The sequence below is a fragment of the Caballeronia sp. ATUFL_F2_KS9A genome (assembly GCF_023630765.1).
Classification (GTDB): domain Bacteria; phylum Pseudomonadota; class Gammaproteobacteria; order Burkholderiales; family Burkholderiaceae; genus Caballeronia; species Caballeronia zhejiangensis.
This window is the reverse complement of the sequence record NZ_JALQEK010000033.1, coordinates 1-26,721: the sequence shown is the minus strand read 5'-3', so window position 1 is coordinate 26,721 and position 26,721 is coordinate 1. Positions and strand designations below refer to the sequence as shown.

Sequence of the window (26,721 nt, the reverse complement as noted above, 5' to 3'; positions counted from 1 at the left end):
CCCGCGCGCAAGTATCATTCCGCGGCAACGAGGCGAACCAAGGGTTTTCCCGATTCCCTTGCATGTCGATTCACGCTTCGATGCATCGTCGTAGAGATGTGTCCAATTTTTCCGCGAAAGGAGAGCACACCATGGCCACCGGAACTATCCGTCTGCACCGTGTCTTGCGTACGACGCCCGAGCGTCTTTATCGCGCGTTCCTCGAACCCGATGCGATCGCGAAGTGGCTTCCGCCTTACGGCTTCACATGTCAGGTCCATCACATGGATGCGCGCCAGGGCGGCACGCACAAGATGTCGTTCCGCAATTTCGGCACGGGCAATAGTCACTCGTTCGGTGGCGAGTACGTCGAGCTGGTGCCGTTCGAGAAGATTCGCTACACGGACCGCTTCGACGATCCGAACCTGCCCGGCGAAATGCAGGTCACCGTTTCGTTGAAGCAGGTCGTGTGCGGGACCGAGTTGAGCATCGTTCAGGAGGGCGTGCCCGAAGTCATTCCGGTGGAGATGTGCTATCTCGGCTGGCAAGAGTCGCTGGAGCAACTCGCGCGGCTCGTCGAGCCTGTGATCCCCGAGTGACGATGCGCGCGATCGAGCCCTTTCGTTGATCGGATAAGATACGGCGCCCCGCAACATCAACTCAAAACGTGGAGTGCTTTTCGTGATCCAGCCGAGCAACGTATTCAAGGATAACCTCGCCCAATTGCCCGCCATCGACGGCATCGAGCGCATCGATCTGGTCGATGGCAAAGGTGACGTGGTCGCGAGCATCGAGAACAAGCCGGGCAAGCAGGGCTCGCTCGCGGTCTATCACTATCTGAAGCAGGCGTTCGGCGCGCTGGACGCGCAAGCCGCCGAGCATGGTCTCGCCGTGTTCGCCGAACATACGGCCGATGCGCGCAATCGCCCGGGCGCGCATCCGAATGTGGATCGGCTGATTGCGATCGTCGATGGCGGCGAGGCGTTGCGGGTCGACGTGGTTCGGGCGCAGTAAAGCAAAAGCCCGTTCTGCCATGAGCAGAACGGGCTTTTCCGATTCATCGCTTGCAGCGGATCAGACCCTCAACTCCACCCGCTTGATGTCCTTCACGATCACGAGATAGCTGAACACCGTGATCAGCGCATTGATCCCGACGAACGCCAGCGCGCCATTGAACGAGCCCGACTGCGCGACGAGATAGCCGATGACGATCGGCGTCACGATGCCCGCGACATTGCCGAACATGTTGAAGATCGATCCCGAAAGCCCGATGGCTTCCTTCGGCGACGTATCCGCGACCACCGCCCATCCCAAAGCACCGATGCCCTTGCCGAAGAACGCCAGCGACATCAGCGCGACGACGATCCAGTCCGTGTCGACGTAATTGCAGCCGATGATGCACGACGACAGCAGCATGCCGCCGACGATCGGCACCTTGCGCGCGAAAGTGAGCGACTTGCCGCGACGGATGAGGCCATCGGAGATCACGCCACCCAGCACGCCGCCCGTGAAGCCGCAGATCGCCGGCAGTGACGCGACGAAGCCTGCCTGCAGAATCGTCATGTGACGCGCCTGCACGAGATAGATCGGGAACCACGTCAGGAAGAAGTACGTCAACACGTTGATGCAGTACTGCGCGAGATACACGCCGAGCAGCATCCGGTTGGTCAGCAACTGCTTGACGACGGGCCAGCCCACGCTGTGGGACGTGCCACGCGCCACGCCGCCCGCGCGCTGATGACCGCGCACGAGACCGCCGCCTTCCTCAATGTACTCCAGCTCCTGCCGGTTCACGCGCGGATGATCCGCCGGATTCTTCATCACGGCGAGCCACGTCAGCGCGAGCGCGAGACCCGCAACGCCCATCACGATATAGACGTGATGCCAGCCGAAAGCATGCGTGAGCCACGCCATCAACGGCGTAAAAACGACGGCCGCGAAGTACTGCGCCGAGTTGAAGATCGCCGATGCCGTGCCGCGTTCTTTCGTCGGGAACCAGCTCGCGACGACCTTCGCATTGGCCGGAAACGCGGGCGCTTCCGCCGCGCCCATCGCGAAGCGCAGCACGAAGAGGGCGGTCACGGCGGTCGCCGCGCTGCCGAGCAGGCCTATCGAACTTTGCAGCAACGTGAACAGCGACCACAGGAAAATGCTCGCCGCATACACGCGCCGCGCGCCGAAGCGATCCAGCAGCCAGCCCGCGGGCACTTGCGAGAGCACATACGCCCAGCTGAAGGCCGAGAAGATGTAGCCCATGCGGATCGCGTCGAAACCGAATTCGGCGCGCATCGCGGAGCCCGTCACCGACAAGGTCGCGCGGTCCGCATAGTTGAACGTCGTGATCACGAAGATCAGCAACAGAATGAGATAGCGCACCTTGGTGCGCTTCATGACGTCCGCGGGATTCGCGGTGCGGCTCATCGACATGGACTTCCCCTTTCTTTCCGTACGTGCGAGATGCACGGAGGGCCGCTCGCGCGGCCCTCATCGGCGAAGCGTCACACGGCGTCGTGCGTCCTCGCTTCGCCCGTCTCCTGCCTGTGCCTTTACTGCGCGCCGAGCTTCTTGATGAGCACGTCGAGTTGCTCGAGCTCGTCTTCGGTCAGATCGGTCAGCGGCGCGCGCACCGGGCCCGCATCGTGGCCGACGAGTTTCGCGCCCGCCTTGACGATCGACACCGCATAGCCCGCACGGCGATTGCGGATCTTCAGGTACGGCAGGAAGAATTCGTCGATCAGGCGGCCCGTGGTCGCGTGGTCGTCGGCGGCGATTGCGCGATAGAACTCCATCGCGGTCTTCGGGATGAAGTTGAACACCGCCGACGAGTACACCGGCACGCCGAGCGCCTTGTACGCGGCTGCGTAGACTTCGGCCGTCGGCAGGCCGCCCAAGTACGAGAAGCGGTCGCCGAGGCGACGGCGGATCGTCACCATGTTCTCGATTTCGCCGACGCCGTCCTTGAAGCCGATCAGGTTCGGGCAGCTATCCGCGAGTTGCTCCAGCATGTCGGCGTTGAGCTTCGAATTCGCGCGGTTGTAAATGATGACGCCCATGTTCGGCACGGCGCGGCAGACTTCCTCGGCGTGCGCGCGGATGCCTTCCTGCGACGCTTCGGTCAGATAGTGCGGCATCAGCAGAACGCCTTGCGCGCCTTGCTTCTCCGCTTCCTGCGCAAAGGCGATGGCCGTGCGCGTCGGGCCGCCCGCGCCGGCGAGGATCGGCACCTTGCCGCGGCACACTTCGGTGGCCGTCTTCACGATCTGCGAATATTCGGGTTGCGTCAGCGAGAAGAACTCGCCCGTGCCGCCCGCGACGAACAGCGCTGAAGCACCGTAAGGAGCCAGCCATTCGAGGCGCTCCGCGTACGTGTTCGCGCGGAAGTTGCCTTGTTGGTCGAAATCCGTCACGGGGAAGGAGAGCAGGCCTTCGGAAACGATTTGCTTCAGTTCTTGCGGTGTCGTCATGGTGATGAAGTCTCGATGTTCGGCGACCGGCCGATTGCCGATCTCGTAAGTCATCGTACAACATAGACTGACGTCAGACAATCTATTTACGCGTGCAAAATCAATGGATACGGGTAAATACTAACCAATTGTGACTGTCTATGTTGTAGGATGACATAACTCAAGCCGCAGCCGCGCGGTGTGATTGCTCAAGGGTTCGTCAGAATGAATCAGTCTCCTCTCTATATTCGCGTCCACCCGGACGACAACGTCGCGATCGTCGTGAACGACGGCGGTCTCGGCGAAGGCGCCACGTTCGCCGATGGCCTCGTGCTGCGCGAACGCGTACCGCAGGGCCACAAGGTCGCGCTGAAGGATCTCGCGGAAGGCGATGCGGTCATCCGCTACAACGTCGTGATCGGCTATGCGACGAAGGCGCTCCCGAAGGGAAGCTGGATCAACGAGCACGTCACGCGCATGCCGACGCCGCCCGAGCTGCACGACCTGCCGATTGCGACGATCAAGGCGCCGGACGAATCGCCGCTGGAAGGCTTCACGTTCGAGGGTTATCGGAACGCCGACGGCTCGGTCGGCACGCGCAACATCCTCGCGATCACGACGACGGTGCAATGCGTCGCGGACGTCGTGCAGCACGCGGTGACGCGCATCAAGGCGGAACTGCTGCCGCGGTATCCGAATGTCGATGACGTCGTGAGCCTCGGTCACACATACGGCTGCGGCGTGGCCATCGACGCGCCCGACGCGATGGTGCCGATCCGCACGGTGCGCAACATCGCGCTGAATCCGAACTTCGGCGGCGAAGTGATGATGGTGTCGCTCGGCTGCGAGAAGCTCCAGCCGGAACGCCTGATGCCGCCGGGCACGATTCCGATCGCGGCGGCATCGGCGGAAACGGAAGACGTGGCCGATATCGGCGACAACACGCACGACGACAACGGCGGCACGGTCGTGTTGCAGGACGAGGCGCACGTCGGCTTCGGCTCGATGATCGAGTCGATCATGCGGATGGCCGAGACGCATCTGAAGCGCCTCAACAATCGCCGTCGCGAGACGTGTTCGGCGGCGGATCTCGTCGTCGGCGTGCAGTGCGGCGGCAGCGATGCGTTTTCCGGGCTGACGGCGAATCCGGCGGTCGGTTTCGCGACCGATCTGCTGGTGCGCGCGGGCGCGACCGTCATGTTCTCGGAGGTCACGGAAGTGCGTGACGGCGTCGCGCAACTGACGGCGCGCGCGGCGAACCGTGAGGTGGCGCAGGCGATCATCCGCGAGATGCAGTGGTACGACGATTATCTGAAGCGCGGCGGCGCGGACCGCAGCGCGAACACGACGCCGGGCAACAAGAAGGGCGGGCTGTCGAACATCGTCGAGAAGGCGATGGGTTCCATCGTCAAGTCGGGGTCATCGACGATTTCGGGCGTGCTGTCGCCGGGCGAGAAGGTGAAGCAGAAGGGGCTGATTTACGCGGCGACGCCTGCGAGCGATTTCATCTGCGGCACGCTGCAGCTCGCGGCGGGCATCAACCTTCATGTCTTCACGACGGGGCGCGGCACGCCGTACAGCCTCGCCGAAGTGCCGGTGCTGAAGGTCGCGACGCGCTCCGATCTCGCGCGCCGCTGGCACGATCTGATGGACGTGAACGCGGGAACCATCGCGACGGGCGAGGCGACCATCGCCGATGTGGGCTGGGAACTGTTCCGGCTGATGCTCGATGTCGCGAGCGGGAAGAAGCAGACGAAGGCCGAGGCGTTGAAGCTGCACAACGCGCTTGTGTTGTTCAATCCGGCGCCGGTGACGTGATTCGATGCGCGCTCGCCGGAAACGAAATCGCCCCGCTTTGAGCGGGGCGATTTTTTTTGCGGGCGCGGTGTGAGGCGGATGAGCGAGCGGAATGCGCGATCGGACCGCCACGCTGGGCCATTCTTTGGCACGATGACATCGAATCGATGACACGAATCGAGCCCATGCCATCTCCTTTCGCCAAACCGCGCCCGCCGATCCCCCGCACCGTCTGGGCGCTCGGCCTCGTCAGCCTGTTCATGGACCTGTCCTCCGAGCTGGTGCATGCGCTTCTACCGATCTACCTCGTGACGACCATGGGCATGAGCGTCACCGCACTCGGCGCGCTGGAAGGCGCAGCCGAAGCAACCGCGATGATCGTGAAAGTCTTTTCGGGCGCGCTGAGCGACTGGCTCGGACGCCGCAAGGGCCTGCTGCTCTTCGGCTACGGCCTCGCGGCATTGACAAAGCCGCTATTTCCCCTCGCCGAAACGCCCGCGCTGGTCGTGGCCGCGCGTCTCGTCGATCGCTTCGGCAAGGGCATTCGCGGCGCGCCGCGCGATGCGCTGGTCGCGGATGTCGCGCCGCCGGAAATCCGTGGCGCCGCTTTCGGCCTGCGGCAGTCGATGGACACGATCGGCGCGTTCGCCGGGCCGTTGCTCGCCATCGTGCTGATGCTCGCGTTCTCCGATCACATCCGCACGGTGCTCTGGTTCGCGACGGTGCCGGCGTTCATCGCCGTCATCATCATTCTGTTCGGCGTGCGTGAGCCGGAAAGCGCGTCCGCACGAGGCGAGAGCTTCCGCTCGCCGCTGCACTGGCGGTCGATGCGCGAGTTTTCGGGGCGCTACTGGTATGTCGTCGCGATCGGCGCGACCTTCACGCTCGCGCGCTTCAGCGAGGCGTTCTTGGTACTGCGCGCGCAGCAGACAGGACTCGATATCGCGTGGATTCCCGCCGTGATGGTCGTGATGAGCCTCGCGTATTCGGCGAGCGCGTATCCGGCGGGCGTGCTCTCCGATCGATGGGACCGGCGCGCGTTGCTCGCCTGCGGCCTGGCGCTGCTGATCGCGGCCGATGTGCTGCTCGGCGCGGGAACGTCGATGCTCACGCTGTTCGCGGGCGTCGCCTTGTGGGGACTGCACATGGGCTTCACGCAAGGCATTCTCGCGGCGATGGTCGCCGAATCCGCGCCGCCTTCCCTGCGCGGCACCGCATTCGGCGTGTTCAATCTCGCGAGCGGCGTCTGCATGGTGCTGGCGAGCGCGATCGCCGGATGGATCTGGGATCGCCATGGCGCGCCGGCGACCTTCTACACCGGCGCCGCGCTCGCGCTGATACCGCTCGTCATGTGCTTCGCGCCACGGCGAGCGGATTCCGCGTCACGAAAGGCTTGAAGCGCCCGATACATACCGTGCAGCCGGCTTGTTCGCCGACAACTCCGGCGCCATCGCCTGCCGCGCCGCTTCGTACGCATCCCACTTCGCGCCGTCGTGCAGCGACGGAATCGTCACGAGCTCATCGCGATCGAAGCCGACGAGCGCCGCATCGACCATATCGCCCGCCGACATCACGATCGCCTTGTCGAGATTCTCGATCGGCAGGCCGCCCGTTTCCCAAAAGTCGGTGGCCGTCGCGCCGGGCAGCACGGCCTGCACGCGCACGCCCTTGCCCGCCAGTTCGCGATGCAGCGACTGGCTGAACGCGAGCACGAACGCCTTGGTGCCGCCATACACGCCGTTGAGGATCTCCGGCGCAATGCTGACGATCGACGCAATGTTGATGATCGCGCCACGGCCTCGCGCGACGAAGCCGGGCACCGCCGCGTAAGCGAGGCGCGTGAGCGCGGTCACGTTGAGATCGATCATGCGCGTCATCGCGTCGACGTCGCTGTCGAGCAAAGGCGTATGCGTGCCGATGCCCGCGTTGTTCACGAGCAGCGTGATGCTCGCGTCATTCTTCAGCTTCGCTTCGACAGTGGCGAGCGCGCTGCGGTCGTTCAGATCGGCATCGAGAATCTCGACGCTGCGGCGCGTCTCGTTCGTGATGCGTTCGGCGAGCGCCGCGAGCTTGTCGCGATTGCGCGCGACGAGAATGAGGTCGTAGCCGCGCCGCGCGAGGCGCTCCGCATAGACCGCGCCGATTCCGGAAGACGCGCCCGTGACGAGCGCGGTGCCGAGGTGTGTCTGCGTCATGTTTCACTCCGTCAGAAAACAAGTGGTTGATTGCGTGAGTGAATTCTGGCCGGATTTGACCGTGACGCAAATGACGTATAGGGTAGTGATTCGTGACATCGCGCGGCAGGAAAACGACATGCACCGCATCGGCTATTTATTGAGCGACGGCTTCCAGATCATGGCGCTCGCCTCGCAGACGGTTTTCGAAATGGCGAACGACGTATCGGGCGAGGCGTTCTACGGCATCGAAAATTATTCGACGGCGGGCGGCGAAGTGCGCTCGTCGCTCGGCATGAAGATCGACACGCGAGCGATCACCGCGCGCACGCAGATGGACACCTGGATCGCCGTCGGCGTCACCACGCCGCTCACGATCGCGCCGCCCGCCGACGTGTTCGCGTTCCTGCGCCGCGCGGCGAAGCGCACGCGGCGTATCGCGGGCATCTGCACGGGCGCATTCGTGCTGGCCGGAGCGGGCCTGCTCGCGAATCGCCGCGCGACCACGCATTGGGCCTACGCGCGCGACATGCAGCGGCTTTATCCCGATGTGCAAGTGGAAGAAGACCGCATCTTCATTGTCGATGGCCCGGTCTGGACGTCGGCGGGCATGACCGCGGGGCTCGATCTCGCGCTCGCGATGGTCGAGAAGGATCTCGGCGCCGATATCGCCCGTTCGGTCGCGCACAAGCTCGTCATGCATCAGCGTCGCGCGGGCGGGCAGTCGCAGCATTCGGAAATGCTCGATCTCGCGCCGAAGTCCGATCGCATCCAGAATGCGCTGAACTATGCGCGCAAGAATCTGAACCGGCCGCTGACGGTCGAGGAGCTCGCGGGCGAGGCGCATCTGAGCCCGCGTCAGTTCAGCCGCGTCTTCACGCTGGAGACGGGGCAGTCGCCGGCGAAAGCCATCGAAGGATTGCGGCTCGAAGCGGCGCGTCTGATGATCGAGAAAAGCCGGCATTCGCTCGAAACGATCGCGCAGGAAACGGGCTTCAGGGACCGCCGTCACATGCGCGAAGCATTCATGCGCGGCTTCGGCGTGCCGCCGCAGGAAGTGCGGCGCGAGGCGCGCACTCAAACGTAACGACTACATCGAGGACAAACAGTGCTGAAGATCAATCCCGCCCGCCTGCTCGACGACCTCCGTCATCTGCGCACGTTCGGCGCGACCGGTCCGGGCGTCGTGCGCCTCTCGCTGTCATCGGTCGATATGGACGCGCGCCGCTGGCTCGCGGGCCGCATGAACGAAGCGGGACTCGCCGCGACGATCGACGGCGTCGGCACCGTGTTCGGCCGCTCGCGCAACGCGGGCCCGGCGCTTTTGATCGGCTCGCACACCGACACGCAACCGACCGGCGGCTGGCTCGACGGCGCGCTCGGCGTCATCTACGGCCTCGAAATCGCGCGGGCGCTCGCCGAATGCGAAACGACGCGTCATTTCGCGGTGGACGTCGCATCGTGGATCGACGAGGAAGGCACGTTCTCGGGCTTTCTCGGCAGCCGCAGTTTCGTCGGCGAAGCCGTCGATGAAGCCCTGCGCCACGCGCGCAATCGCGAAGGCGTCCTGCTCGGCGATGCGCTCGCGCAAGCCGGACTCATCGGCGCGGCGCGCGTGCGTATCGACAGGGCGCGGCACAAGGCGTATCTGGAACCGCACATCGAGCAGGGCGGACGGCTGGAGGCGCACGGCAAGTCGATCGGCGTGGTGACGACGATCGTCGGCATACGCGAGCTGAAGCTGCGCTTCACCGGGCAGCGCAATCACGCGGGCACGACGCCGATGTCGATCCGGCGCGATGCGGGCGCGGCGCTCGTTGCGTTCATCGCGCGCATGGACGAAGCGTTTCGCGCAATCGCCGATGCCGATACCGTCTGGACCGTCGGGCGCATCGAGCTCGATCCGGGTTCGTTCAGCGTGGTGCCGGGCGCGGCGGACATGTATCTGCAATTCCGCGACGCCAGCGCGGAGCGTTTGCGCGCGATGGAAGCCGCGCTCGCCGCGCTGATCCGCGACTTCAATGCCGAAGGGAAAATCGGTGTCGCGATGACGGACAGCGAGCCGCCCGAAGCGCCCGTCGTGATGGACGCCGCCTTGCAGGCGCATATCGCGGAGGCCGCCGAAGCGCTCGCGCCGGGTCAGTGGGAACGCATGCCGAGCGGCGCGTCGCACGATGCGCAGGTGATCGCGCATCATGTGCCGGCGTGCATGCTGTTCGTGCCGAGCATCGGCGGAGTGAGTCACGATTTCATCGAGGACACGGCGGAGTCGCACATCGTGCTCGGCTGCGAAGTGGCGGCGCGGGCAGCGGCGAATATCCTCGCGAGCTTGTCGGCTTAACGCTCGGTGATCTCCGCGATGTATCGCCCGGCGTCGCGCCAGAGGCCGAATCCCGACGCCGGATTCATGTGCCCGACTCGGCCGAGATCGGCGAGCCGCGCGCCCCAGTCGTGCGCCATGCCGGCGACGCGTTCGAAGCGCGCGAGCGGATCGTCATGGCTCGCCGCGACGACGCACGGAAACGGCAGGCGTTCGCGCGGCGTGGGCAGCCATCCGTGCAGCTCGAGTTCATCGACTGACGGATAGCCTTCCGGCAGCGGCGAATCGAAATCGGGCGGCGTGACGAAGAGCGCGCCCTGAATCTCGCGACGATGCCGCTGCGCCCAGTGCACGGAAATCATCACGCCGGCGCTGTGCGCGACGAGCACGACCGGTCCGTCGATCTGCGCGAGCGCCGCGTCGAGCGCGGCGACCCGCGCGCTCCGATCGAGCTTGTCGCGTTGCAGCGGCGGCACGGTACGCACGTTGTCATGCGCGTTGACGTAATGCGTCTGCCAGTGGTCCTCGACGTGATCGCGCAGGCCGGGGACCATGAGTATCGTCGGTGCGTTCATGCGTCGATCCATCAGAAGGGCACGTCGCCGATGATCCCCGCGCGCTCCATCTTGCGATGACACGGCGGATAGTCCATCACCGCGTAATGCTGCGTGCTGCGGTTGTCCCAGATGGCGATGCTGTTCTTCTTCCAGCGCCAGCGCACCTGATATTCCGGGATATACGCCTGGCTCAGCAGATACGCGAGCAACTGCCCCGCGCCGGGATTCGCGTCCTGCCCGAAGCGCACGCGCTCCGGCGTGTGATAGTTGGTGAAGTGCGTCGCGAAGGCGTTGACGAACAGCACCTTCTCGCCCGTTTCCGGATGCGTGCGCACGACGGGATGCTCGGCATCGGGAAACTGCGCCTTCAGCGCGAGGCGTTTCTCGATAGGCATCGCCGCACCGAAACTCGCCTCGATGCTGTGCCGCGCGCGCAAATCCGCGATCTGTTCCTTGACGTGCGCGGGCAGCTTCTCATACGCGAGCACCATGTTCGCCCACATCGTGTCGCCGCCGACGGGCGGCGTTTCCACGCAGCGCAGCACGCAGCCGAAGGGCGGCGCGACGCGCCAGGTCGCGTCCGTGTGCCACGCGTTTTCGTAGCGGTCGTTCGGCTGATCGGGCGACTTGTAGATACGCACGAGCCCCGGATGGTCCGGATCGCTTCCCGCGACCGGATGATCCTCCAGTTCGCCGAAGCGCCGCGCGAACGCGACGTGCTCCGCGCGCGTGATTTCCTGATCGCGCAGAAAAAGCACGCGATGCGCGAGCAACGCGGCGCGGATTTCGGCGAAGAGGGCGTCGTCGTGAATGGCGTCGGCGAGATGGACGTCGGTGAGTTCCGCGCCGATCGCGCAAGTAAGTTGTTCGATACGCATGAATGTCTCCTCAGACGACGAACACGGACGAACCCGTGGTCTTGCGCGCTTCGAGATCGCGATGAGCGTCCGCCGCGTCGCGCAGTGCATAGCGCTGGTTGATCTCGATGCGAATGCGCCCGCTCGCGACGTGATCGAAGAGTTCGGCGGCGAGCGCATTCTTCTCGGCCGGATCGGCGATGTAATCCGCGAGCGCCGGGCGCGTCAGATAGAGCGAGCCTTTCATCGCGAGCAATTGCGGATCGAACGGCGGAATCGGACCCGATGCGGTGCCGACGCACACCATCAGACCGCGGCGCGCGAGCGAATCGAGCGATGCGTTGAAAGTGGTCTTGCCGACGCTGTCGAATACCGCGTTCACGCCCTTGCCATCGGTCAGTTCGCGCACGCGCGCGGCCACGTCCTCGCGGCTGTAGTCGATCGTGTGCGCCACGCCATGCTCGCGCGCCACGCGCGCTTTCTCTTCGCTCGATACCGTGCCGATCACCGTCACGCCGAGCAGCTTCGCCCATTGCGACACGATCAGCCCGACGCCGCCCGCCGCCGCGTGCAAGAGCAGCGTGTCGCCACGCTCGAAGCGGCGGATGCGCGTCATCAGATAGGCGGCGGTGAGGCCGCGCATCGTCATGGCGGCGGCGCGCGTGCAGTCGATCGCATCGGGCAGCTTGACGAGCGGCGCGGCGGAAATGATGCGCTCCGTGCTGTACGCGCCGAGCGTGTTGATGAAACCAGTGTAGGTCACGCGATCGCCTTCCTTCAGATGCGTGACGTTCGCGCCGACCTTCTCGACGACGCCCGCCGCTTCGACGCCCATGCCCGAAGGCAGCGGCACCGGATAGAGGCCAGAGCGGAAATACGTGTCCGCGAAATTGAGCCCGACGGCCTCGTGACGCAGACGGACCTCCAACGGGCCGGGTTCGCCCACGGCGACTTCTTCCCAGCGCAACACTTCCGGACCGCCGGTTTCGTGAAAGCGGATTGCATGTGCCATTGTTTCGTCTCCTTGAGTCTCTGTTTCCTGTATGGCGTTCAGCGCGCGAGCGCGTTCCAGTCGGCGTCGCGCAGATAGCGGCGCGCGGCCGGCAGCACGACGCCTTCGATGCGTCCCATGCGTTCGCACGCGAAGCGCGCGCTCGCAAGCAATGTGTCGTCGATGACCTCGCCATTCGCGATCGATGTCGCGACGCGCGCGAGCAGCGCCGCTTCGCGTTCGGCGAGGCGCGCGAGTTCGTCGAGTTCAGCATCAAGCGTCGATGTGCGCTCGCGCAATGCCGTGGTCAGCGCGGTTTCTTCGTGATGTGTTTCGCGAAGACGCTCGATCGTCCGCGCATCGGGTCGCGAAGTGCGCAATGCATCGTCGTAAGCGTCCGAGCGCATCCGATGCACGGCGAGCAGCGCGCCCGCCGCCTTCGTGACCATCGGGCGCGCGTCGCTCGGCGCGATCAGCACGGCCACGCCCGGCAAGGGCGGCACTGCGCTGCCTTGCGCGATGCACACGAGGTCGTAATCGTTCGCTGCCGCCGAATCGATGCCCTGCACGCCGAGCACCGTCGCCGGCACGCCGTGCGCGCGAGCGGCGGCTTCGGCGCGGGCGAGGGCGGCCGCGATCCGGCGATGCTGCGCCGCATCGTCGCTCGCGCCCGCATGCAGGCTGACGAACGTGATGCGTGCGCCGAGCGAGCGCGCGAGCTCGGCCGCATGGCCAGTCGCCTCGACGCTGGCGTCGTTGCGCTCGACGGGCACGAGCAGATGTCGGTACATGGTGATCCTTCGGTTTTCAATTGCACGGTTGATCGAATCGTAGTGCGGGCGGCGGGCGAGCGCCCCTCTCGCGGCGGGAGGGGCTTGACGCACGCGCGCGATCCGAACCATCCTAGATGGAAGACAAAAAATTACCGATGCCCACCGACTCCCCATCCACCGAGCTCGTGCTGAAGACGATGGCGCCGCGCGCGCCGTCCGGGCTGCTCGCGCGCGCCCGTTTGAACGCCGACACCGCACGCAGCCAGATCGTGCTCGTGCAGGCCGGCGCGGGTTACGGCAAGACGTCGCTGCTCGCGCAATGGCGGCGCGAGTTTCTGGCGCACGGCGCGGCGGTCGCGTGGCTGCTCGCCGACGATCGCGACGACGCGGAGCGCTTCCTGCGCGCGCTCGTCCACGCGATCCGGACATGCTGCGCGCGGCCCTCGTTCGGGCGTCTCATCGCGGAAAATCCGGGCGTGCCCGCCGGCGCGTTCGATCTCGCCACCGCGTGGCTGGCCGAGCTTGCGCAGCTATCGCTCGATGTCGTGCTGATCGTCGACGAAGCCGATCGTCTGCCGGAACCCGGCGCGCAACTGCTCGATTACGTGATGCACAACGCGCCGCAGAATCTGCGCATCGTCGCGGCGGGCCGGCAGGGGCTCGACAAGCCCGCGGCGGAACTGCTCGCCTACGGACAGGCCGAACTCGTCGCGCCGGACGCGCTGCGTTTTCGCGTCGATGAAACCATCGCGCTCGTCACGCAGCGTTTCGGCGCGCGCGTCGACGCCGATGCCGCCGCGCGCCTCTTCGAAATCACCGGCGGCTGGCCGCTCGGCCTGCAACTCGCGCTCACCGCGATGGCGCGCGCGCAGGACCCGCGCACGGCGCTCGACAATCTCGCGGCGGGCCCGCGCGGCTTGCGCGAACCGCTCGTCGCGGCGCTGTTGAGCGAGCTGTCATCCGCCGATGAACGCCTGCTCGTCGACATCAGCGTCGTGGACGTGCTGCATCCCGACTTGTGCGAAGCCCTGACCGGCGACGCCGACGCGCCGCAACGCCTCGCACGTCTCACGCGCGATACGCCCGTCTTCGTGACGGCGGAGGAGAGCGACTGGTGCCGCCTGCATCCGCTCGTGCGCGACGTGCTGCAGACGCGCTTCGCCGCGCTCGCGGACGATGCGCGCGCGGAACTGCATCGGCGCGCGGCCCGCTGGCTCGGCGCGCGCGGCATGCTCGAACAGGCGGCGCGCCACGCGCATGCGGCGGGCGAGCGCGAACATGCGTACGAACTCGCGGAGCAGTCGCTGCACGACGCCGTGAAGCAAGGCCAGCTCGGCACCGTGCTCGAGTGGCTGGAACGTCTGCCGGAAGCGGAACTGGAAAAGCGTCCGCGCCTGTGTCTGGCGGTCGCGTGGGCGCTCGCGCTGGGCGAACGTCATCACGAGGCGCAGCGTCAGGTCGAGCGCGTGCTTGCATCGCCGGGTGCGGACGACGCCTTGCGTTACGAATGCGCGTTGATCCTGAGCGCGGCCGCGTGGTACGCCGACGATCCCGACCGCTTCCTGACGCTTTTCGAGCCGTGGGCGCAGACGCCGCCGCCCAAGGACTCGTGGCTCGCGCAGTCGCATGCGAACCGCCTCGCCGCCCGCGCGATGCTGCTCGGCGAGCCGGCGCAGGCGCGGCGTCTGCAACAGGCGGTGACGCGCGCGCAGATCGGCAAGGGGCTCGGCTATGTCGTGCGCTGGGGCGATCACATGGTCGGCCTGACGTGGCTTCAGGAAGGACAGGTGAAGCTCGCCGAAAGCGTCCTGCTGCCCGCGCTCGCGAGCGCCGAAGAAGACCTCGGGCGGCGTCATCCGCTGACGTGCATGTTCGCGGCGACGTGCGCGTCGATCGCGTATGAGGACGATCGCATCGACGAGGCCGCCGCGCTGCTCGCCAACCGTCTCGACGTGCTCGAACGCGCGGCGTTGCCGGAGACCGTCGTGCTCGCGTATCGCACGGCGGCGCGCATCGCGGCGTTGCGCGGCGACGAGCATCGCGCGCTCGATCTGCTCGAAATGCTTTACGCGATGGGCGTCGCGCGCAATCTGCCGCGTCTTTGCGTGACGAGCCTCGCGGAGCAGGTGAGCGCGCATGCGGGACGCTATCGCGCGCAGACCTGCGATGCGCTCGTCGAGCGTATCGACGCGATCGTCGATGAACACATCGCCACGCGCGGGCCGATCTGGAGCCGCTCCGTGCAGATGTTGCAGACGATGGCGCACGGCGGCGCGGCGCTCGCGCGTCAGGACTGGCCGGCTGCGGTCGAACCGCTCGCGCGCGCGGAACAGATCGCCGCGACGATGAAGCGCGGACGCGAGCGCATCGAGCTGATGGCGTTGCGCGCGTTCGCCCAGGAACGCGCGACGGGCGACGGCCACGCGCCGTTTCTCGAAGCGCTGAACCTCGCGCGCACGTATCACCTCGGGCGCGTGTTGATCGACGCGCATCCCGGTCTCGCCGACTGGGCGCGGCGCGTGAGCGAAGCGGGCGGCGTGGATGCCGGCGAGCGCCCGGTCGTGCCGCCGCATGTCGTGCGCGTGCCGCCGCGTTCGGGCGAAGGCGGGCCGCGCGCGTTGCCGAGCGTGATCCTCACGCCGAAGGAGCGCGAGATTCTCGAACTGCTCGCGCGCACCTTGAGCAACAAGGAAATCGCGCTCGCGGCGGCGGTCGGCGAGGGCACCGTCAAGTGGCATCTGAAGAATCTCTTCGGCAAGCTCGACGCCAGTTCGCGCAAGCACGCGGTGCGCCGCGCCATCGCGCTCGGCCTGCTCGAAGGCGTGCAATAGCGCCTTTTTCAAGCGTTTTCAGCAGGGTTTTCCCGCCTCTCTCGCAATCCCTACCCCTCTCTCCGTGAGAGGGGTTCGGCACTTGGCCGATGCGTATTCTTGCCTCCTGACGCCGCGACCCTATCGGTGCGCGGCGCATCCAGAACAAGATCAGGAGACTCGATGAAGCTCAGATTCGCCACTGCCGCAGGGCTCGTGCTGGCCGCCGGCGGCGCGCATGCGCAATCCACCGTGACGCTCTATGGCGTGCTCGACGCCGGCCTCATGTATCAGAGCACGTCGGCGGCGAGCTTCGCGCGCAACGCGCGGGACACGGGGAAGGTGTATCGCTTCAAGGACGGCGGCATCTATTCGAGCGTCTGGGGCCTGAAGGCCAGCGAAGATCTCGGCGGCGGCTACTTCATCAACGTGAAGCTGCAAGGCTCGTTCGATTCGGGCACCGGCAAGACCGGCCTCTCCGATACGCCCGGCGCCACCGCGATGTTCAATCAATACGCGACGATCGGCGTGTCCGGCCCGTTCGGCACCTTCAACGCGGGCCGCCAGATCGTGCCGATGATCTGGGCGATGTACGACACCGACGTGCGCCGCGCGCAGTATTTCGGCAGCGTGCTGACCGCATGGCTCGGCATGAACACGGCGGCCGGCTGGCCCGGCACGAGCACCAACGGCTCGATCGGCGCGCTCTACGACAGCAACGCGCTCGTGTATCAGTCGCCGACGTATGCGGGTTTGTCGGCATCGCTCGAATATGCGCCCGGCGGCGTGGCGGGACAGTTTCAGGGCGGCACGCGCGAATCGGCGGTGCTGAAGTACTCGAACTTCGGCTTGACGCTGACGGCTGTCTACTACAACGGCCACGACGCGAATCCCGCGCCCGGCTCCGTGCCCACCGGACTCAACAACAATCGCATGATGTATTTCGGCGGCCTGTACACGACGCACGGCTTCTCGATCTCGATGTCCTACGCGAACGGCAAGAACCCCGCCGATTCGGATCGCGCGAACTTCGACATGTACTCGGGCGGTCTTGGCTATCGCTTCGCGCCCAATCTCAACGTGACGACCGGCGTCTACTACATCAAGGACAAGAACCAGTCGTCGAATCACTCGCTGGAATTCGCGATCGGCGCGGAATACAACCTGTCGAAGCGCACGCTCGCGTATGCCGAAGTCGGCCACGTCGACAACAACGGCACGATGAACCAGATGATCGCCTACGGCCAGCCGACCGCGCCGGGCAAGTCGACGACCGCGGCCATGCTCGGCCTGCGCCACAACTTCTGAATATTTGGAGACAAGGATGCAAGACACGTATTTCGACCCGCACGCCGCGCCCGACGCGTATTCGTACCCATTGCTCATCAAGCAGTTGCTGCACACGCCGCTCGCGAATTCGCCGGATCAGGAGATCGTCTATCGCGGCGCGGTGCGGCAGTCGTATCGCACGATGACGGAGCGCGTCGCGCGCCTCGCGAATGCCCTCGACGCGCTCGGCGCGAAGCATGGCAGCACCGTCGCGATGATGGACTGGGACAGCCATCGCTATCTCGAATGCTATTTCGCCGTGCCGATGATGGGCGCGGTCCTGCAATCGGTGAACGTGCGGCTTTCGCAGGACGAGATTCTGTACACGCTCAATCATGCGGGCGCGGACATGCTGATCGTGCATACCGATTTCCTGCCGGTGATCGACGCGATCAGAACGCGCCTCGAAACCGTGCGTACTTTCATCTGGATCGATGAGCAAGGCGTCGCGGTTCCGGAGCACGGCATCGGGTTCGCGCGCGAATACGAAGCGATGCTCGCCGCCGCCGATCCCGTGCGCGAGTTTCCCGATTTCGACGAGAACACGCGCGCCACGACGTTCTACACGACCGGCACGACCGGCAAGCCGAAGGGCGTGTACTTTTCGCATCGCCAGCTCGTGCTGCATACGATTGCCGGAATGGCCGCGCTCGCGAGCCCGGCGAGCGGCCAGCGCTTTCATCGCGGCGATGTCTACATGCCGCTCACGCCGATGTTCCATGTGCACGCGTGGGGCATGCCCTACATCGCGACGATGCTCGGCGTGAAGCAGGTGTACCCCGGCCGCTATGTGCCGCAGAACATCATGCGTCTGATCGAGGAAGAAGGCGTGACGTTCTCGCATTGCGTCGGCACGATCCTGCATATGCTTCTGACATGCCCGGATGCCGAAGCCGTCGATTTGCGCCGATGGAAGGTCGTGATCGGCGGCGGCGCGCTGACCGAAGGACTCGCGCGCGCGGCGCTCGGACGCGGCATCGACGTGTTCTCGGGATACGGCATGTCGGAGAGCGGTCCGCTGCTGAGTCTCGCGCAATTGCCCCCGCACGCGGACACGCTCGACGCCGACGAGCAAGTGCGCCTGCGTTGCACGACGGGCCGCGCGATTCCGCTCGTCGACTTGCGCATCGTCGACGACGAACTGCGCGAAGCGCCGCGCGATGGCCGCACGTGCGGCGAGATCGTCGCGCGCGCGCCGTGGCTCACGCAAGGCTATCTGAAGAATCGCGAGGCATCCGCGACGTTGTGGGAAGGCGGCGCGCTGCATACGCAGGACATCGGCAACGTCGATGCCGACGGCTATCTGCGCATCACCGATCGCGCGAAGGACGTCATCAAGTCGGGCGGGGAATGGGTGTCGTCGCTCGAAGTCGAAAGCCTGATCTCGCAGTTGCCGGGCGTGGCCGAGGTCGCGGTGATCGGCGTGCCCGATGCGAAGTGGGGCGAACGCCCGCTCGCGCTCGTCGTGCAGAAGCCGGATTGCGCGGCGCCGATCACGGAGGAAATGATCACGCGATATCTGCGCGGCATCGCCGAAACCGGACGCATCTCGCGCTATGCGGTGCCGCGCGACGTGCGCTTCATCGACGCGATCAGCAAGACGAGCGTCGGCAAGATCGACAAGAAGACGCTCCGGGCGCGCTTCGCCGACATTCAGGCGGCGGGCGTCTGACAGGCGAGCCAGGCGTCGACGGCGCTGCCTATCGTCGGATGAAAGCACGCATCGGGAAAGATCGGCGTCAGTTCGAAGCGCCTGAGCTTGTCGCGAACCGGGTCTTTCATCTCGGCGAAATGCAGCGCGATGCCGCGTTCCTGCAACGCGCGATGCAGTTCGCGCAGCATGTCGGCGGACGTGACATCGACGCTCGTGACCGGCTCGGCCGTCACGACGACGCGTTTGACTTGCGTCGGCGCCTGCTTCACCGCTTCGAGCACGCGCTGCTGGAACAGCTCGGCGTTCGCGAAGAAAAGCGGCGCGTCCCAGCGGAACAGCAGCAGGCCCGGAACCTGTTCCGCTTGCGGGTATCGCATCGTGTCGTGATAACCGCGCAGTCCTTCCACGCGCCCGAGCACGGCGTAATGCGGCCGCCATCCATCCCATAGAAATTCGATGACCGCGATCACCACGGCGATGCAGATGCCGGGAATCGCACCGAACACCGCCACGCCGGCGAAGCAGCAGATCGACAGCCAGAACTCCCATTGCTGAATGCGATAGATGCGCTTCAGATCCCTGAACTCGAATAGTCCGATGGCCGCGGCAATCACGACGGCCGCGAGCGCGCTGCTCGGCAGATGACGCAGCAGATTCGGCCCGGCGAGCAGCACGGCCGCCACCGCCACCGCGCCGACGATGCCCGTCATCTGCGTGCGCGCGCCCGCCGCTTCCGCGACAGGCGTGCGCGACGAACTGCTGCTGACCGGGAAGCCCTGAAACAGACCGGTCGCGAGATTGGCGACGCCGAGCGCGATCATCTCCTGATTCGGATCGACGCGCGTATTGGCGCGCGCCGCGAAGGTACGCGACAGCACGCTGGTATCGGCGAAAGCGATGAGCGCGACCGCGCAGCCGCCGAGCACGATGCGCACGAAATCGGCATCGCTCAGCCACGGCAGCGAGAACGCGGGCAGTCCTTGCGGGATGGTCCCGAGCACTTTCACGCCGCGCTGGTCGAGATGGAACACGCTCACGCATAGCGTCGCGAGCACGACGGCGATGAGAATGCCCGGCACCTTGTCGAAGCGCTTGAGCAGGAGAATGAGCGCGAGGCTCGCCGCGCCGACGGCGAAGCTGTACCAGTTCGACTGGCCGGCGGCGATGCCTTTGGCGAGAGTCGCGAGATCGCGCAACGGCCCGTGATCTTCGATGGATATCGCAAAGAGCTTCGGCAACTGGCTGATCAGCACGGTCAGCGCGATGCCGTTCATATAGCCGTAGCGAATCGGCTTCGAGAGCAACTCGGTGACGAAGCCGAGCTTGAGCAGGCCGAAAACGACGCACACCAAACCGGAGACGATCGCCATCATGCCCGCGACGGCGATCGCGCGCGACGGATCGCCGGATGCGCTCAGCACGACGACCGCGAGCACGGGCGCGGCGAGCGCGGAATCGGGGCCGAGCACGAGAATGCGGCTCGGGCCGAAGATCGCGTAGGCGAGTAGCGGGACGATCGTCGCATAGAGGCCGCACACGCCCGGCACGCCCGACGCCTGCGCATATGCGACGCCGACGGGCACGAGCATCGTCGTCAGCACGAGTCCGGCGATGATGTCGTTCTTCAGCCACCCCACGCGATAGTCGCGCAGCAACGCGATCAACGGCACATGACGCGACCAGCCTTGCACGCCGCCGCCGCTCGAGCCTTCTTGTAACGTTTGTTCGGATGGCATGACCGATTCCACGCAACGTGTGCACTGATTCCGTTGTAGCCGGAATCCGAATGGGGTCAAGCGGATGAAACGATCCGACAGAAATATTGAAACGCTTAACACCCGCGGATGCGACGCGCGCCCGAGCCGTCCACTTGTAATCCGCGACGCCTCACATATCCTTGCTCAGTGTGACGAAGCGAAGCGGGAGACGACCATGAGCGATGTTCCTGCAGTCGCGCACGATCACGCGGGCTATCGCACGCGGACCGGCTCGCGCTTCCCGCTCGGCGCGACGGTCATGCCGGGCGGCGTCAACTTCTGCGCGTTCTGCCGCCGCGCGACGCGCGTCGAACTATTGCTGTACGCATCGGAAGAGAGCGTCGAACCGTTTCAGGTCATCGCGCTCACGAGCGAAACGAACCGCACGTATTTCTTCTGGCATGTGTTCGTCGAAGATCTGCCGCTGCGTTGCTGCTATACGTGGCGCGCATACGGCCCGCTCGACGTGCCCCAGATGAGCGACGAAGCCGCGAGCCGGAAGGAACTGCTCGATCCGCAAGCGCGCGGCGTGAGCGACCGCTTCTACGATCGCGCGCAGGCCGCCGCTGTGCACGCCGCCGAACACGCGTCGCTCAGAGGCATCGTGACGGAGCCGTTGAATCGGCCCGTCGACGACGTGGACATCCGCACGCTCGACGACGCGATCATCTACGAACTGCATGTCGGCGGCTTCACGCGGCATGCGTCGAGCGGCGTGCGTCATCCGGGCACGTTCGCAGGTCTCATCGAAAAGATTCCCTATCTGAAGGCGCTCGGCGTCACGCATGTCGAACTGCTTCCCGTGATGGCCTTCGACGAACAGGACCTTCCCGCCTTCGCCGCCGAGCGCGGACTTCGCAACTATTGGGGCTACAGCACATATGGCTTCTATAGCCCGCATCCGCGCTATTGCGTCGAGCCCGCGCGGGCGCCGCAGGAATTCCGCGAACTCGTCGACGCATTGCACGCGGCGGACATTCGCGTGCTGCTCGATGTCGTGTTCAATCACACGTCGGAGGCGGGCAACAACGGCCCGCTGATCCACTTCAAGGTCTTCGCCAACGACGCCTTCTATCAGTCCGACCCGAACGATTCGCGGCGATACCTCGATTACACGGGCTGCGGCAATACGGTCAATTGCAATCATCCGCTGGTGTCGGCGTTCATCATGCGTTGCCTCGAATACTGGGTGCGCGAACTCGGCGTCGACGGCTTTCGCTTCGATCTCGCGAGCGTCTTTGCTCGCGGCGAGCACGGCGAATTGCTGCGCACGCCGCCGTTACCCTGGGCGATGGAAGCATCGCCGATCCTCGCGCGCGTGCCGTTGATCGCCGAAGCCTGGGATGCGGGCGGCCTTTATCACGTCGGCACGTTCCCCGGCATGGACTGGTCCGAGTGGAACGGGCGTTATCGCGACGCGATCCGGCGCTTCGTGCGCGGCGAGCCGGGCGTCGTCGGCGAAGTGTGCACGCGCATCGCGGGCAGCGCGGACCTCTACGAGGACGATGGCCGGCTGCCCGCGAACAGCATCAACTTCGTGACGTGCCATGACGGCTTTACGCTCGCCGATCTCGTCAGCTACGACGCGAAGCACAACGAGGCGAACGGCGAGGACAACCGAGACGGCAGCAACGACAATCTGTCGTGGAATTGCGGCGCGGAAGGCGAAACGGACGATCCCGCGATCATCCAACTGCGGCTTCGGCAGGCGCGCAACTTCATCGCGATCCTGCTGCTGAGCCAAGGTGTGCCGATGCTTCTCGCCGGCGACGAGCTCCTGCGCAGCCAGCGCGGCAACAACAACGCGTTCTGTCAGGACAACGCGCTTTCGTGGATGGACTGGCAACTTTCCGACGACGCGCGCGACATGTTGCGTTTCACGCGCGAGATGATCGCGCTGCGCAAGCGTCACGCGAGCCTGCGCCGCCGACGCTTTCTGACGGGACGTCCGGCGAACGGACAGACGCATCCCGATGTCGCATGGCACGGCGAACGTCTCGATGCGCCCGCGTGGCACGACGCCGGCGCGCGCTTCGTGGCGTTCACGCTCGCGGGCCGCGCGCCGGGCGAGCCGATGCTGCACATCGTCCTCAACATGAACGACGATGCGCGCGAGGCCGCGCTGCCGGCGGTGGACAATTCGAGCTGGCTGCGCGTCGTCGATACATCTGCCGAATCGCCGAACGACATTGTTCCGAATGTCGAAACGGCGCTCGTCGAGCGCGGTGCGTGCCGCGTCGAGGCGCGCAGCGTCGTCGTGCTTCAGTCCCGTTGAATGCGCACGGCGGTGCTGGACTGTGCGACGCAAAGCGCCTTTAATGTTCGTGTACTGCCGAGTTGCTTTGTCCACCCACAGGAGGCGGCATGGATGCAGTCAGAACCTTCCTCGAGAATCAGTCGTTGTTCGCGCTTTTTCTGACGATCGCGCTGGGCTATCTGATCGGTGAAATCAACATCAAAGGCGTGGCCCTCGGCTCCGGCGCGGTGCTGTTCGTCGGGCTCGCGATCGGCGCATTCGCGCCGAAGTCCGCACCGCCGCCGTTGCTCGGCACGCTGGGGCTGCTGCTGTTTTTATACGGCATCGGCATTCAGTACGGCGCGCAGTTCTTTCGCGGACTGACGAGCCGCGAGGGCATGAAGGCGAACATCGCCGCGTGCGTCGGCGTGATCGTCGCGGGCCTCGTGGCGTGCGGCTTCATCCACTTCGGCATCAAGCTCGCCGATGCGCTCGGCATGTTCGCCGGCAGCGGAACCAGCACGGCGAGCCTGCAGGTCGCGATCGCATCGATGAAAAGCAACGATGCGGCCGTCGCGTACAGCATTTCCTATCCGTTCGGCGTCGCCGGGCCGATCCTGCTCATCTATCTGCTCAACGTTGCGCTGAAGGTAAAGATTCAGAAGCCGCCCGCGAAGATACTCGAAACGGCCGAAATCGCGCTGCGAAACGCGGGCCTCATCGGCCTCAGGTTGTCGGAGCTGTCGAGCCGGCTGCCCTCGGGCGTGGCGATCGCGGCGGTGCGGCGCGCGCATCACAATCAGTTGCCCGCCGCCGACCTCACGCTGCGCGCCGACGACGTGCTGCTCGCCACGAGCACCGATCGCCGTCTGCTCGAAGAAGCCGCCGCGCTCTGCGGCGAAATGCAGCCGGGCCGCATGACGAGCCATCGCGAGGACCTCGACTACATGCGCGTGTTCGCGTCGAATCCGGCGGTCGTCGGCATGGCGCTCGGCGACATCCGCTTTCCCGATGGCGTGAACTGCGCCATTGCGCACGTGCGGCGCGGCGACGCGGACATGCTCTCGACGCCCGATCTCATCCTCGAAGCGGGCGATCGCGTCGGGCTGCTCGTCAATCGCGCGCATCAGGCGACCATGCGGACGTTCTTCGGCGATTCGATCAAGGGCACGGCGGACCTGAGCTTCATCTGCCTCGGCATCGGCGCGGCGCTGGGCTTGCTTGCCGGCGCGATTCCGCTGCCGATTCCCGGCCTCGGCGCGTTCAGTCTGGGTCTCGCCGCGCTGCTCCTGGTCGCGCTGTGTCTCGGCAAGGCGCGCCGCAACGGACCGTTCGTCTGGGTGATGCCGCTGTCCGCGAATCTCGTCTTGCGCAATCTCGGCCTCACGATTTTTCTCGCGCAAGTGGGCATTTCGTGCGGGCCGAAGTTCGTCGACACCGTTGGCACCGCCGGGCCGATTCTGCTCGTCTTCAGCATCATCACGGTATTCGTGCTCGTGGCGGTCACGGCGATATGCTGCCTGTGGATTTTCAGGCTGCCGTTCGACACGTCGATCGGCGTGATCTGCGGCGCGACCGGCAATCCGGCGATCCTCGCGTTCGCGAACCGCGTCGCGCCGACGGATCAGCCGGACATCATGTACGCGATGATTTTTCCGTCGATGACCATCGTCAAGGTGTTATTCGTGCAGATCGCCATATCGCTGGCCGCGGGTTAGGCTCTTGACCGGCCCGTCAATACAATTTTCAAGGAGTGCATCATGGAAGTGGCGATCTATAGTTCGACCCCTTACGAGCGTCAGTACATCGACCAGGCGAACAAGAAGGAAAACCACAAGCTCCGGTACCACGACATGTCGCTCGACATGGACACCGTCGAGCTCGCGGCGGGCTACGGCGCGGTCTGCATCTTCGTCAACGATACGGCGAATGCCGAAGTGCTCGAAGCGCTGCACAAAGGCGGCACGCGTCTCGTGGCGCTGCGCTGCACCGGCTTCAACAACGTCGATCTCGCGGCCGCCGCGAAGCTCGGCATCAAGGTGGTTCGCGTCGTCAACTATTCGCCGAACTCGGTCGCGGAGCACGCGGTCGCGCTCTTGCTCGCGATCAATCGCAAAGTGCATCGCGCATACAACCGCACGCGCGATTCGAACTTCTCGCTCGACGGCCTCATCGGTTTCGATCTGTACGGCAAAACCGTCGCGGTCGTGGGAACGGGCAAGATCGGCTGCGTGTTCGCGAAGATCATGCAGGGCTTCGGCTGCAACGTGATCGGCTACGATCCGTATCCGTCGAAACAGTTCGAGGCGCTCGGGTTGCGTTACGCGACGTCCGGCGAGATCGGCGAGAAGGCGGACATCGTCGCGCTCTTTTGCCCGCTGACGCCAGAGACGCATCACATCATCAACGCGGAATCGCTCAAGCGTTCGAAGCACGGCGCGTTGCTCGTCAATACGAGCCGCGGCGGACTGATCGACACCGAAGCGGTGATCGAAGCGCTGAAGACGGGACAACTGGGCGGCCTCGCAATCGACGTCTACGAACAGGAAGCCGATCTCTTCTTCCGCGATCTCTCGAGCGAGATCATCACCGACGACGTTTTCCAGCGGCTCGTGTCGTTTCCGAATGTGATCGTGACGGGGCATCAGGCTTATCTGACGCGCGAAGCGTTGACGACGATCTGCGAAACCACGCTGCAGAGCATCACGGCTTTCGAGAACAATCAACCCCTGGAAAACGAGGTGAAGGTCGGATAGCCGCGCGCTCATGCACGACGAGACTTCGCCGGGCAAACGCACGCGAGCGCCGGTGCTCGACACCGTCGATCGCGTGTCGGAGCTGTGCTTCGGCCTCTTCATGGCGCTGACGTTTGTCGGCACGGTATCGGCGGCGACGGGCGGCGAGGCGGCGGGACACAAGATGCTCTACACGGCGCTCGGCTGCAATCTCGCGTGGGGTCTCGCCGATGCCGTCATGTATCTCGTTCGCACGATCGCGGACCGCGCGCGCAGGCACGCGCTCGCGCTTGCGATCCAGCGCGAGCGCGACGCGGCGGCGGGCGTGCGCATGTTGCGCGAGAGAGTATCCGCGACGCTCGATCCGTTCATCTCCGACGACGATCTCGAATCCATCCGCAAGCGCATCGCCGCGAGCGACAGCCTGCCGGAACGCGCGCGCTTCGTGCGCGACGATTTTCTCGCGGCGCTGGGCATCTTCATCATCATCGTACTGTCGACCTTTCCGGTCGCCGCGCCTTTTGTTCTCGTCAAGCACGTTCCGACCGCGCTCTTCATATCGCGCGTGCTCACGCTCGCGATGCTGTTTTGCTGCGGCTTCGCGCTGGGCGGTTATGCGGGTTGGCGCGGCTGGAAAGCCGGTCTCGCGATGATGGCGCTCGGCGTGCTTCTGACGATGGCGATCATCGCTTTAGGCGGGTAATTAAAAGCCCGAGTCGTTCGACAAATCAGCGAACAAACACCTATGCGGCGATTCTTGAATTCGCCAGGACGTTCGCATATCTTCGAATATGCATGTTTTTCGCGGCGCTGCGTCCGGCGCGCATCAAGCTACAAACGGCAACACGAGAATACAAATTTGCTGTTCTGGTCAGAGGTTCTTCACGCGTTCGCTTCCTGAATCCGGAGTGGTCTGTATTGCAGACTATCGCGTGCAATCCGGCGCAAGCGGCGCGATGACTTTCATTGTCAATAACGACGGCGTCGTGTATCAAAAGAATCTTGAATCGCCAACTCTGGAAATCAGGCAAGGAGTCGCCATGAATGCAACGAGATTGCGTGCCGGCTGCGCCATCGTGATCGCCGTGATGGCGCTCGACGCCATTGCGCAGAGCAAGCCGATCGCTTATCCGGCCAAGGGACAGAGCGCGCAGAAGCAGCAAAGCGACGACGGCGCGTGCTACAGCTGGGCGAAGAGCAACACGGGCATCGACCCGGCGACGGCATCGGCGGCGCCGCCACCGCAAGGCGGACCGGCTGTGGGCGGCGGCGAGCGCGTCGGCGGGGATCGCGGGCAGACCCATCGATT

At 65.2% G+C, this 26,721-nt stretch carries 21 protein-coding genes and 2 pseudogenes; 15 read left to right on the top strand and 8 right to left on the bottom strand.

What is annotated here, in order from left to right; genetic code table 11:
• The first annotated feature begins 131 nt into the window (after window positions 1–131).
• Both NCS67_RS23210 and NCS67_RS23205 read left to right on the top strand, forming a co-directional pair.
• Window positions 132–578 carry an SRPBCC family protein gene (locus tag NCS67_RS23210; RefSeq protein WP_008348550.1) on the top strand — a complete coding sequence of 149 codons (447 nt, stop codon included), beginning with the start codon at window positions 132–134 and terminating at the stop codon, window positions 576–578.
• Window positions 579–660: 82 nt separating this feature from the next.
• Window positions 661–993, top strand: coding sequence for a DUF2322 family protein (locus NCS67_RS23205; protein ID WP_008348548.1), 333 nt, complete (start codon window positions 661–663; stop codon window positions 991–993).
• Between the two features lie 60 nt (window positions 994–1,053).
• Here NCS67_RS23205 and NCS67_RS23200 read toward each other — a convergent pair whose 3' ends face one another.
• Window positions 1,054–2,406 (bottom strand): MFS transporter, encoded by a 1,353-nt coding sequence (locus NCS67_RS23200; protein WP_008348547.1) that lies wholly within the window; start codon window positions 2,404–2,406, stop codon window positions 1,054–1,056.
• A gap of 119 nt (window positions 2,407–2,525) precedes the next feature.
• Window positions 2,526–3,443 (bottom strand): 5-dehydro-4-deoxyglucarate dehydratase, encoded by a 918-nt coding sequence (kdgD, locus tag NCS67_RS23195; protein ID WP_008348545.1) that lies wholly within the window; start codon window positions 3,441–3,443, stop codon window positions 2,526–2,528.
• A gap of 204 nt (window positions 3,444–3,647) precedes the next feature.
• Between kdgD and garD the strand changes: the two genes are divergently transcribed.
• Both garD and NCS67_RS23185 read left to right on the top strand, forming a co-directional pair.
• A complete protein-coding gene (garD, locus tag NCS67_RS23190) occupies window positions 3,648–5,240 on the top strand; it encodes a galactarate dehydratase (protein ID WP_250436816.1) in 1,593 nt (530 codons plus the stop codon).
• A 164-nt stretch (window positions 5,241–5,404) separates the two neighbouring features.
• On the top strand, window positions 5,405–6,616 hold the full coding sequence (locus tag NCS67_RS23185; protein WP_250436815.1) for an MFS transporter: 1,212 nt from the start codon (window positions 5,405–5,407) through the stop codon (window positions 6,614–6,616).
• Here the strand turns inward: NCS67_RS23185 and NCS67_RS23180 are convergent.
• A complete protein-coding gene (locus NCS67_RS23180; protein WP_008348538.1) occupies window positions 6,602–7,414 on the bottom strand; it encodes an SDR family NAD(P)-dependent oxidoreductase in 813 nt (270 codons plus the stop codon). The genes NCS67_RS23185 and NCS67_RS23180 overlap by 15 nt on opposite strands.
• A gap of 118 nt (window positions 7,415–7,532) precedes the next feature.
• Between NCS67_RS23180 and NCS67_RS23175 the strand changes: the two genes are divergently transcribed.
• Both NCS67_RS23175 and NCS67_RS23170 read left to right on the top strand, forming a co-directional pair.
• Window positions 7,533–8,480, top strand: coding sequence for a GlxA family transcriptional regulator (locus NCS67_RS23175; protein ID WP_250436924.1), 948 nt, complete (start codon window positions 7,533–7,535; stop codon window positions 8,478–8,480).
• A gap of 21 nt (window positions 8,481–8,501) precedes the next feature.
• A complete protein-coding gene (locus NCS67_RS23170; protein ID WP_175981200.1) occupies window positions 8,502–9,734 on the top strand; it encodes a Zn-dependent hydrolase in 1,233 nt (410 codons plus the stop codon).
• Here the strand turns inward: NCS67_RS23170 and NCS67_RS23165 are convergent.
• From NCS67_RS23165 to NCS67_RS23150, 4 genes are read right to left on the bottom strand one after another with little or no spacing between them, the layout of a single operon-like run.
• Window positions 9,731–10,288: an RBBP9/YdeN family alpha/beta hydrolase gene (locus NCS67_RS23165; RefSeq protein ID WP_250436814.1), complete on the bottom strand. Its 558-nt coding sequence runs from the start codon at window positions 10,286–10,288 to the stop codon at window positions 9,731–9,733. The two genes, NCS67_RS23170 and NCS67_RS23165, sit on opposite strands and share 4 nt — an antisense overlap.
• Before the next feature lie 11 nt (window positions 10,289–10,299).
• Window positions 10,300–11,148: a TauD/TfdA dioxygenase family protein gene (locus NCS67_RS23160; protein WP_250436813.1), complete on the bottom strand. Its 849-nt coding sequence runs from the start codon at window positions 11,146–11,148 to the stop codon at window positions 10,300–10,302.
• Window positions 11,149–11,158: 10 nt separating this feature from the next.
• The gene (locus NCS67_RS23155) at window positions 11,159–12,139 is read right to left on the bottom strand and encodes a quinone oxidoreductase family protein (protein WP_175981196.1); all 981 of its coding nucleotides are present in this window, start codon (window positions 12,137–12,139) and stop codon (window positions 11,159–11,161) included.
• Between the two features lie 38 nt (window positions 12,140–12,177).
• Window positions 12,178–12,909 carry a universal stress protein gene (locus NCS67_RS23150; protein WP_175981195.1) on the bottom strand — a complete coding sequence of 244 codons (732 nt, stop codon included), beginning with the start codon at window positions 12,907–12,909 and terminating at the stop codon, window positions 12,178–12,180.
• A gap of 137 nt (window positions 12,910–13,046) precedes the next feature.
• Between NCS67_RS23150 and NCS67_RS23145 the strand changes: the two genes are divergently transcribed.
• The 3 genes from NCS67_RS23145 (at window position 13,047) to NCS67_RS23135 (ending at window position 18,702) form a co-directional block, all read left to right on the top strand.
• The gene (locus NCS67_RS23145; protein ID WP_008348523.1) at window positions 13,047–15,722 is read left to right on the top strand and encodes a winged helix-turn-helix domain-containing protein; all 2,676 of its coding nucleotides are present in this window, start codon (window positions 13,047–13,049) and stop codon (window positions 15,720–15,722) included.
• A gap of 162 nt (window positions 15,723–15,884) precedes the next feature.
• On the top strand, window positions 15,885–17,009 hold the full coding sequence (locus tag NCS67_RS23140) for a porin (RefSeq protein WP_175981191.1): 1,125 nt from the start codon (window positions 15,885–15,887) through the stop codon (window positions 17,007–17,009).
• Window positions 17,010–17,025: 16 nt separating this feature from the next.
• Entirely contained in the window at window positions 17,026–18,702 is a 1,677-nt protein-coding gene (locus NCS67_RS23135; RefSeq protein WP_250436811.1) for a fatty acid--CoA ligase, read from the top strand.
• On the opposite strand, the gene NCS67_RS23130 is transcribed toward NCS67_RS23135, so the two are convergent.
• Window positions 18,684–20,420: a SulP family inorganic anion transporter gene (locus tag NCS67_RS23130; protein ID WP_033536293.1), complete on the bottom strand. Its 1,737-nt coding sequence runs from the start codon at window positions 20,418–20,420 to the stop codon at window positions 18,684–18,686. The genes NCS67_RS23135 and NCS67_RS23130 overlap by 19 nt on opposite strands.
• A gap of 196 nt (window positions 20,421–20,616) precedes the next feature.
• Between NCS67_RS23130 and glgX the strand changes: the two genes are divergently transcribed.
• The 6 genes and pseudogenes from glgX to NCS67_RS23105 all read left to right on the top strand — a co-directional run.
• Complete coding sequence (gene glgX / locus NCS67_RS23125) at window positions 20,617–22,716, top strand: glycogen debranching protein GlgX (RefSeq protein WP_250436809.1); 2,100 nt, start codon at window positions 20,617–20,619, stop codon at window positions 22,714–22,716.
• An 89-nt stretch (window positions 22,717–22,805) separates the two neighbouring features.
• A complete protein-coding gene (locus NCS67_RS23120; RefSeq protein ID WP_175981183.1) occupies window positions 22,806–24,395 on the top strand; it encodes an aspartate-alanine antiporter-like transporter in 1,590 nt (529 codons plus the stop codon).
• A gap of 42 nt (window positions 24,396–24,437) precedes the next feature.
• Entirely contained in the window at window positions 24,438–25,433 is a 996-nt protein-coding gene (locus tag NCS67_RS23115) for a 2-hydroxyacid dehydrogenase (protein ID WP_008348512.1), read from the top strand.
• A 10-nt stretch (window positions 25,434–25,443) separates the two neighbouring features.
• Complete coding sequence (locus NCS67_RS23110; protein WP_175981181.1) at window positions 25,444–26,115, top strand: VIT1/CCC1 transporter family protein; 672 nt, start codon at window positions 25,444–25,446, stop codon at window positions 26,113–26,115.
• Window positions 26,116–26,203: 88 nt separating this feature from the next.
• A pseudogene (locus NCS67_RS32035) lies at window positions 26,204–26,431 on the top strand (DUF2950 family protein); the annotation flags it as partial.
• A gap of 21 nt (window positions 26,432–26,452) precedes the next feature.
• Window positions 26,453–26,721: pseudogene (locus NCS67_RS23105) on the top strand (hypothetical protein); the annotation flags it as partial.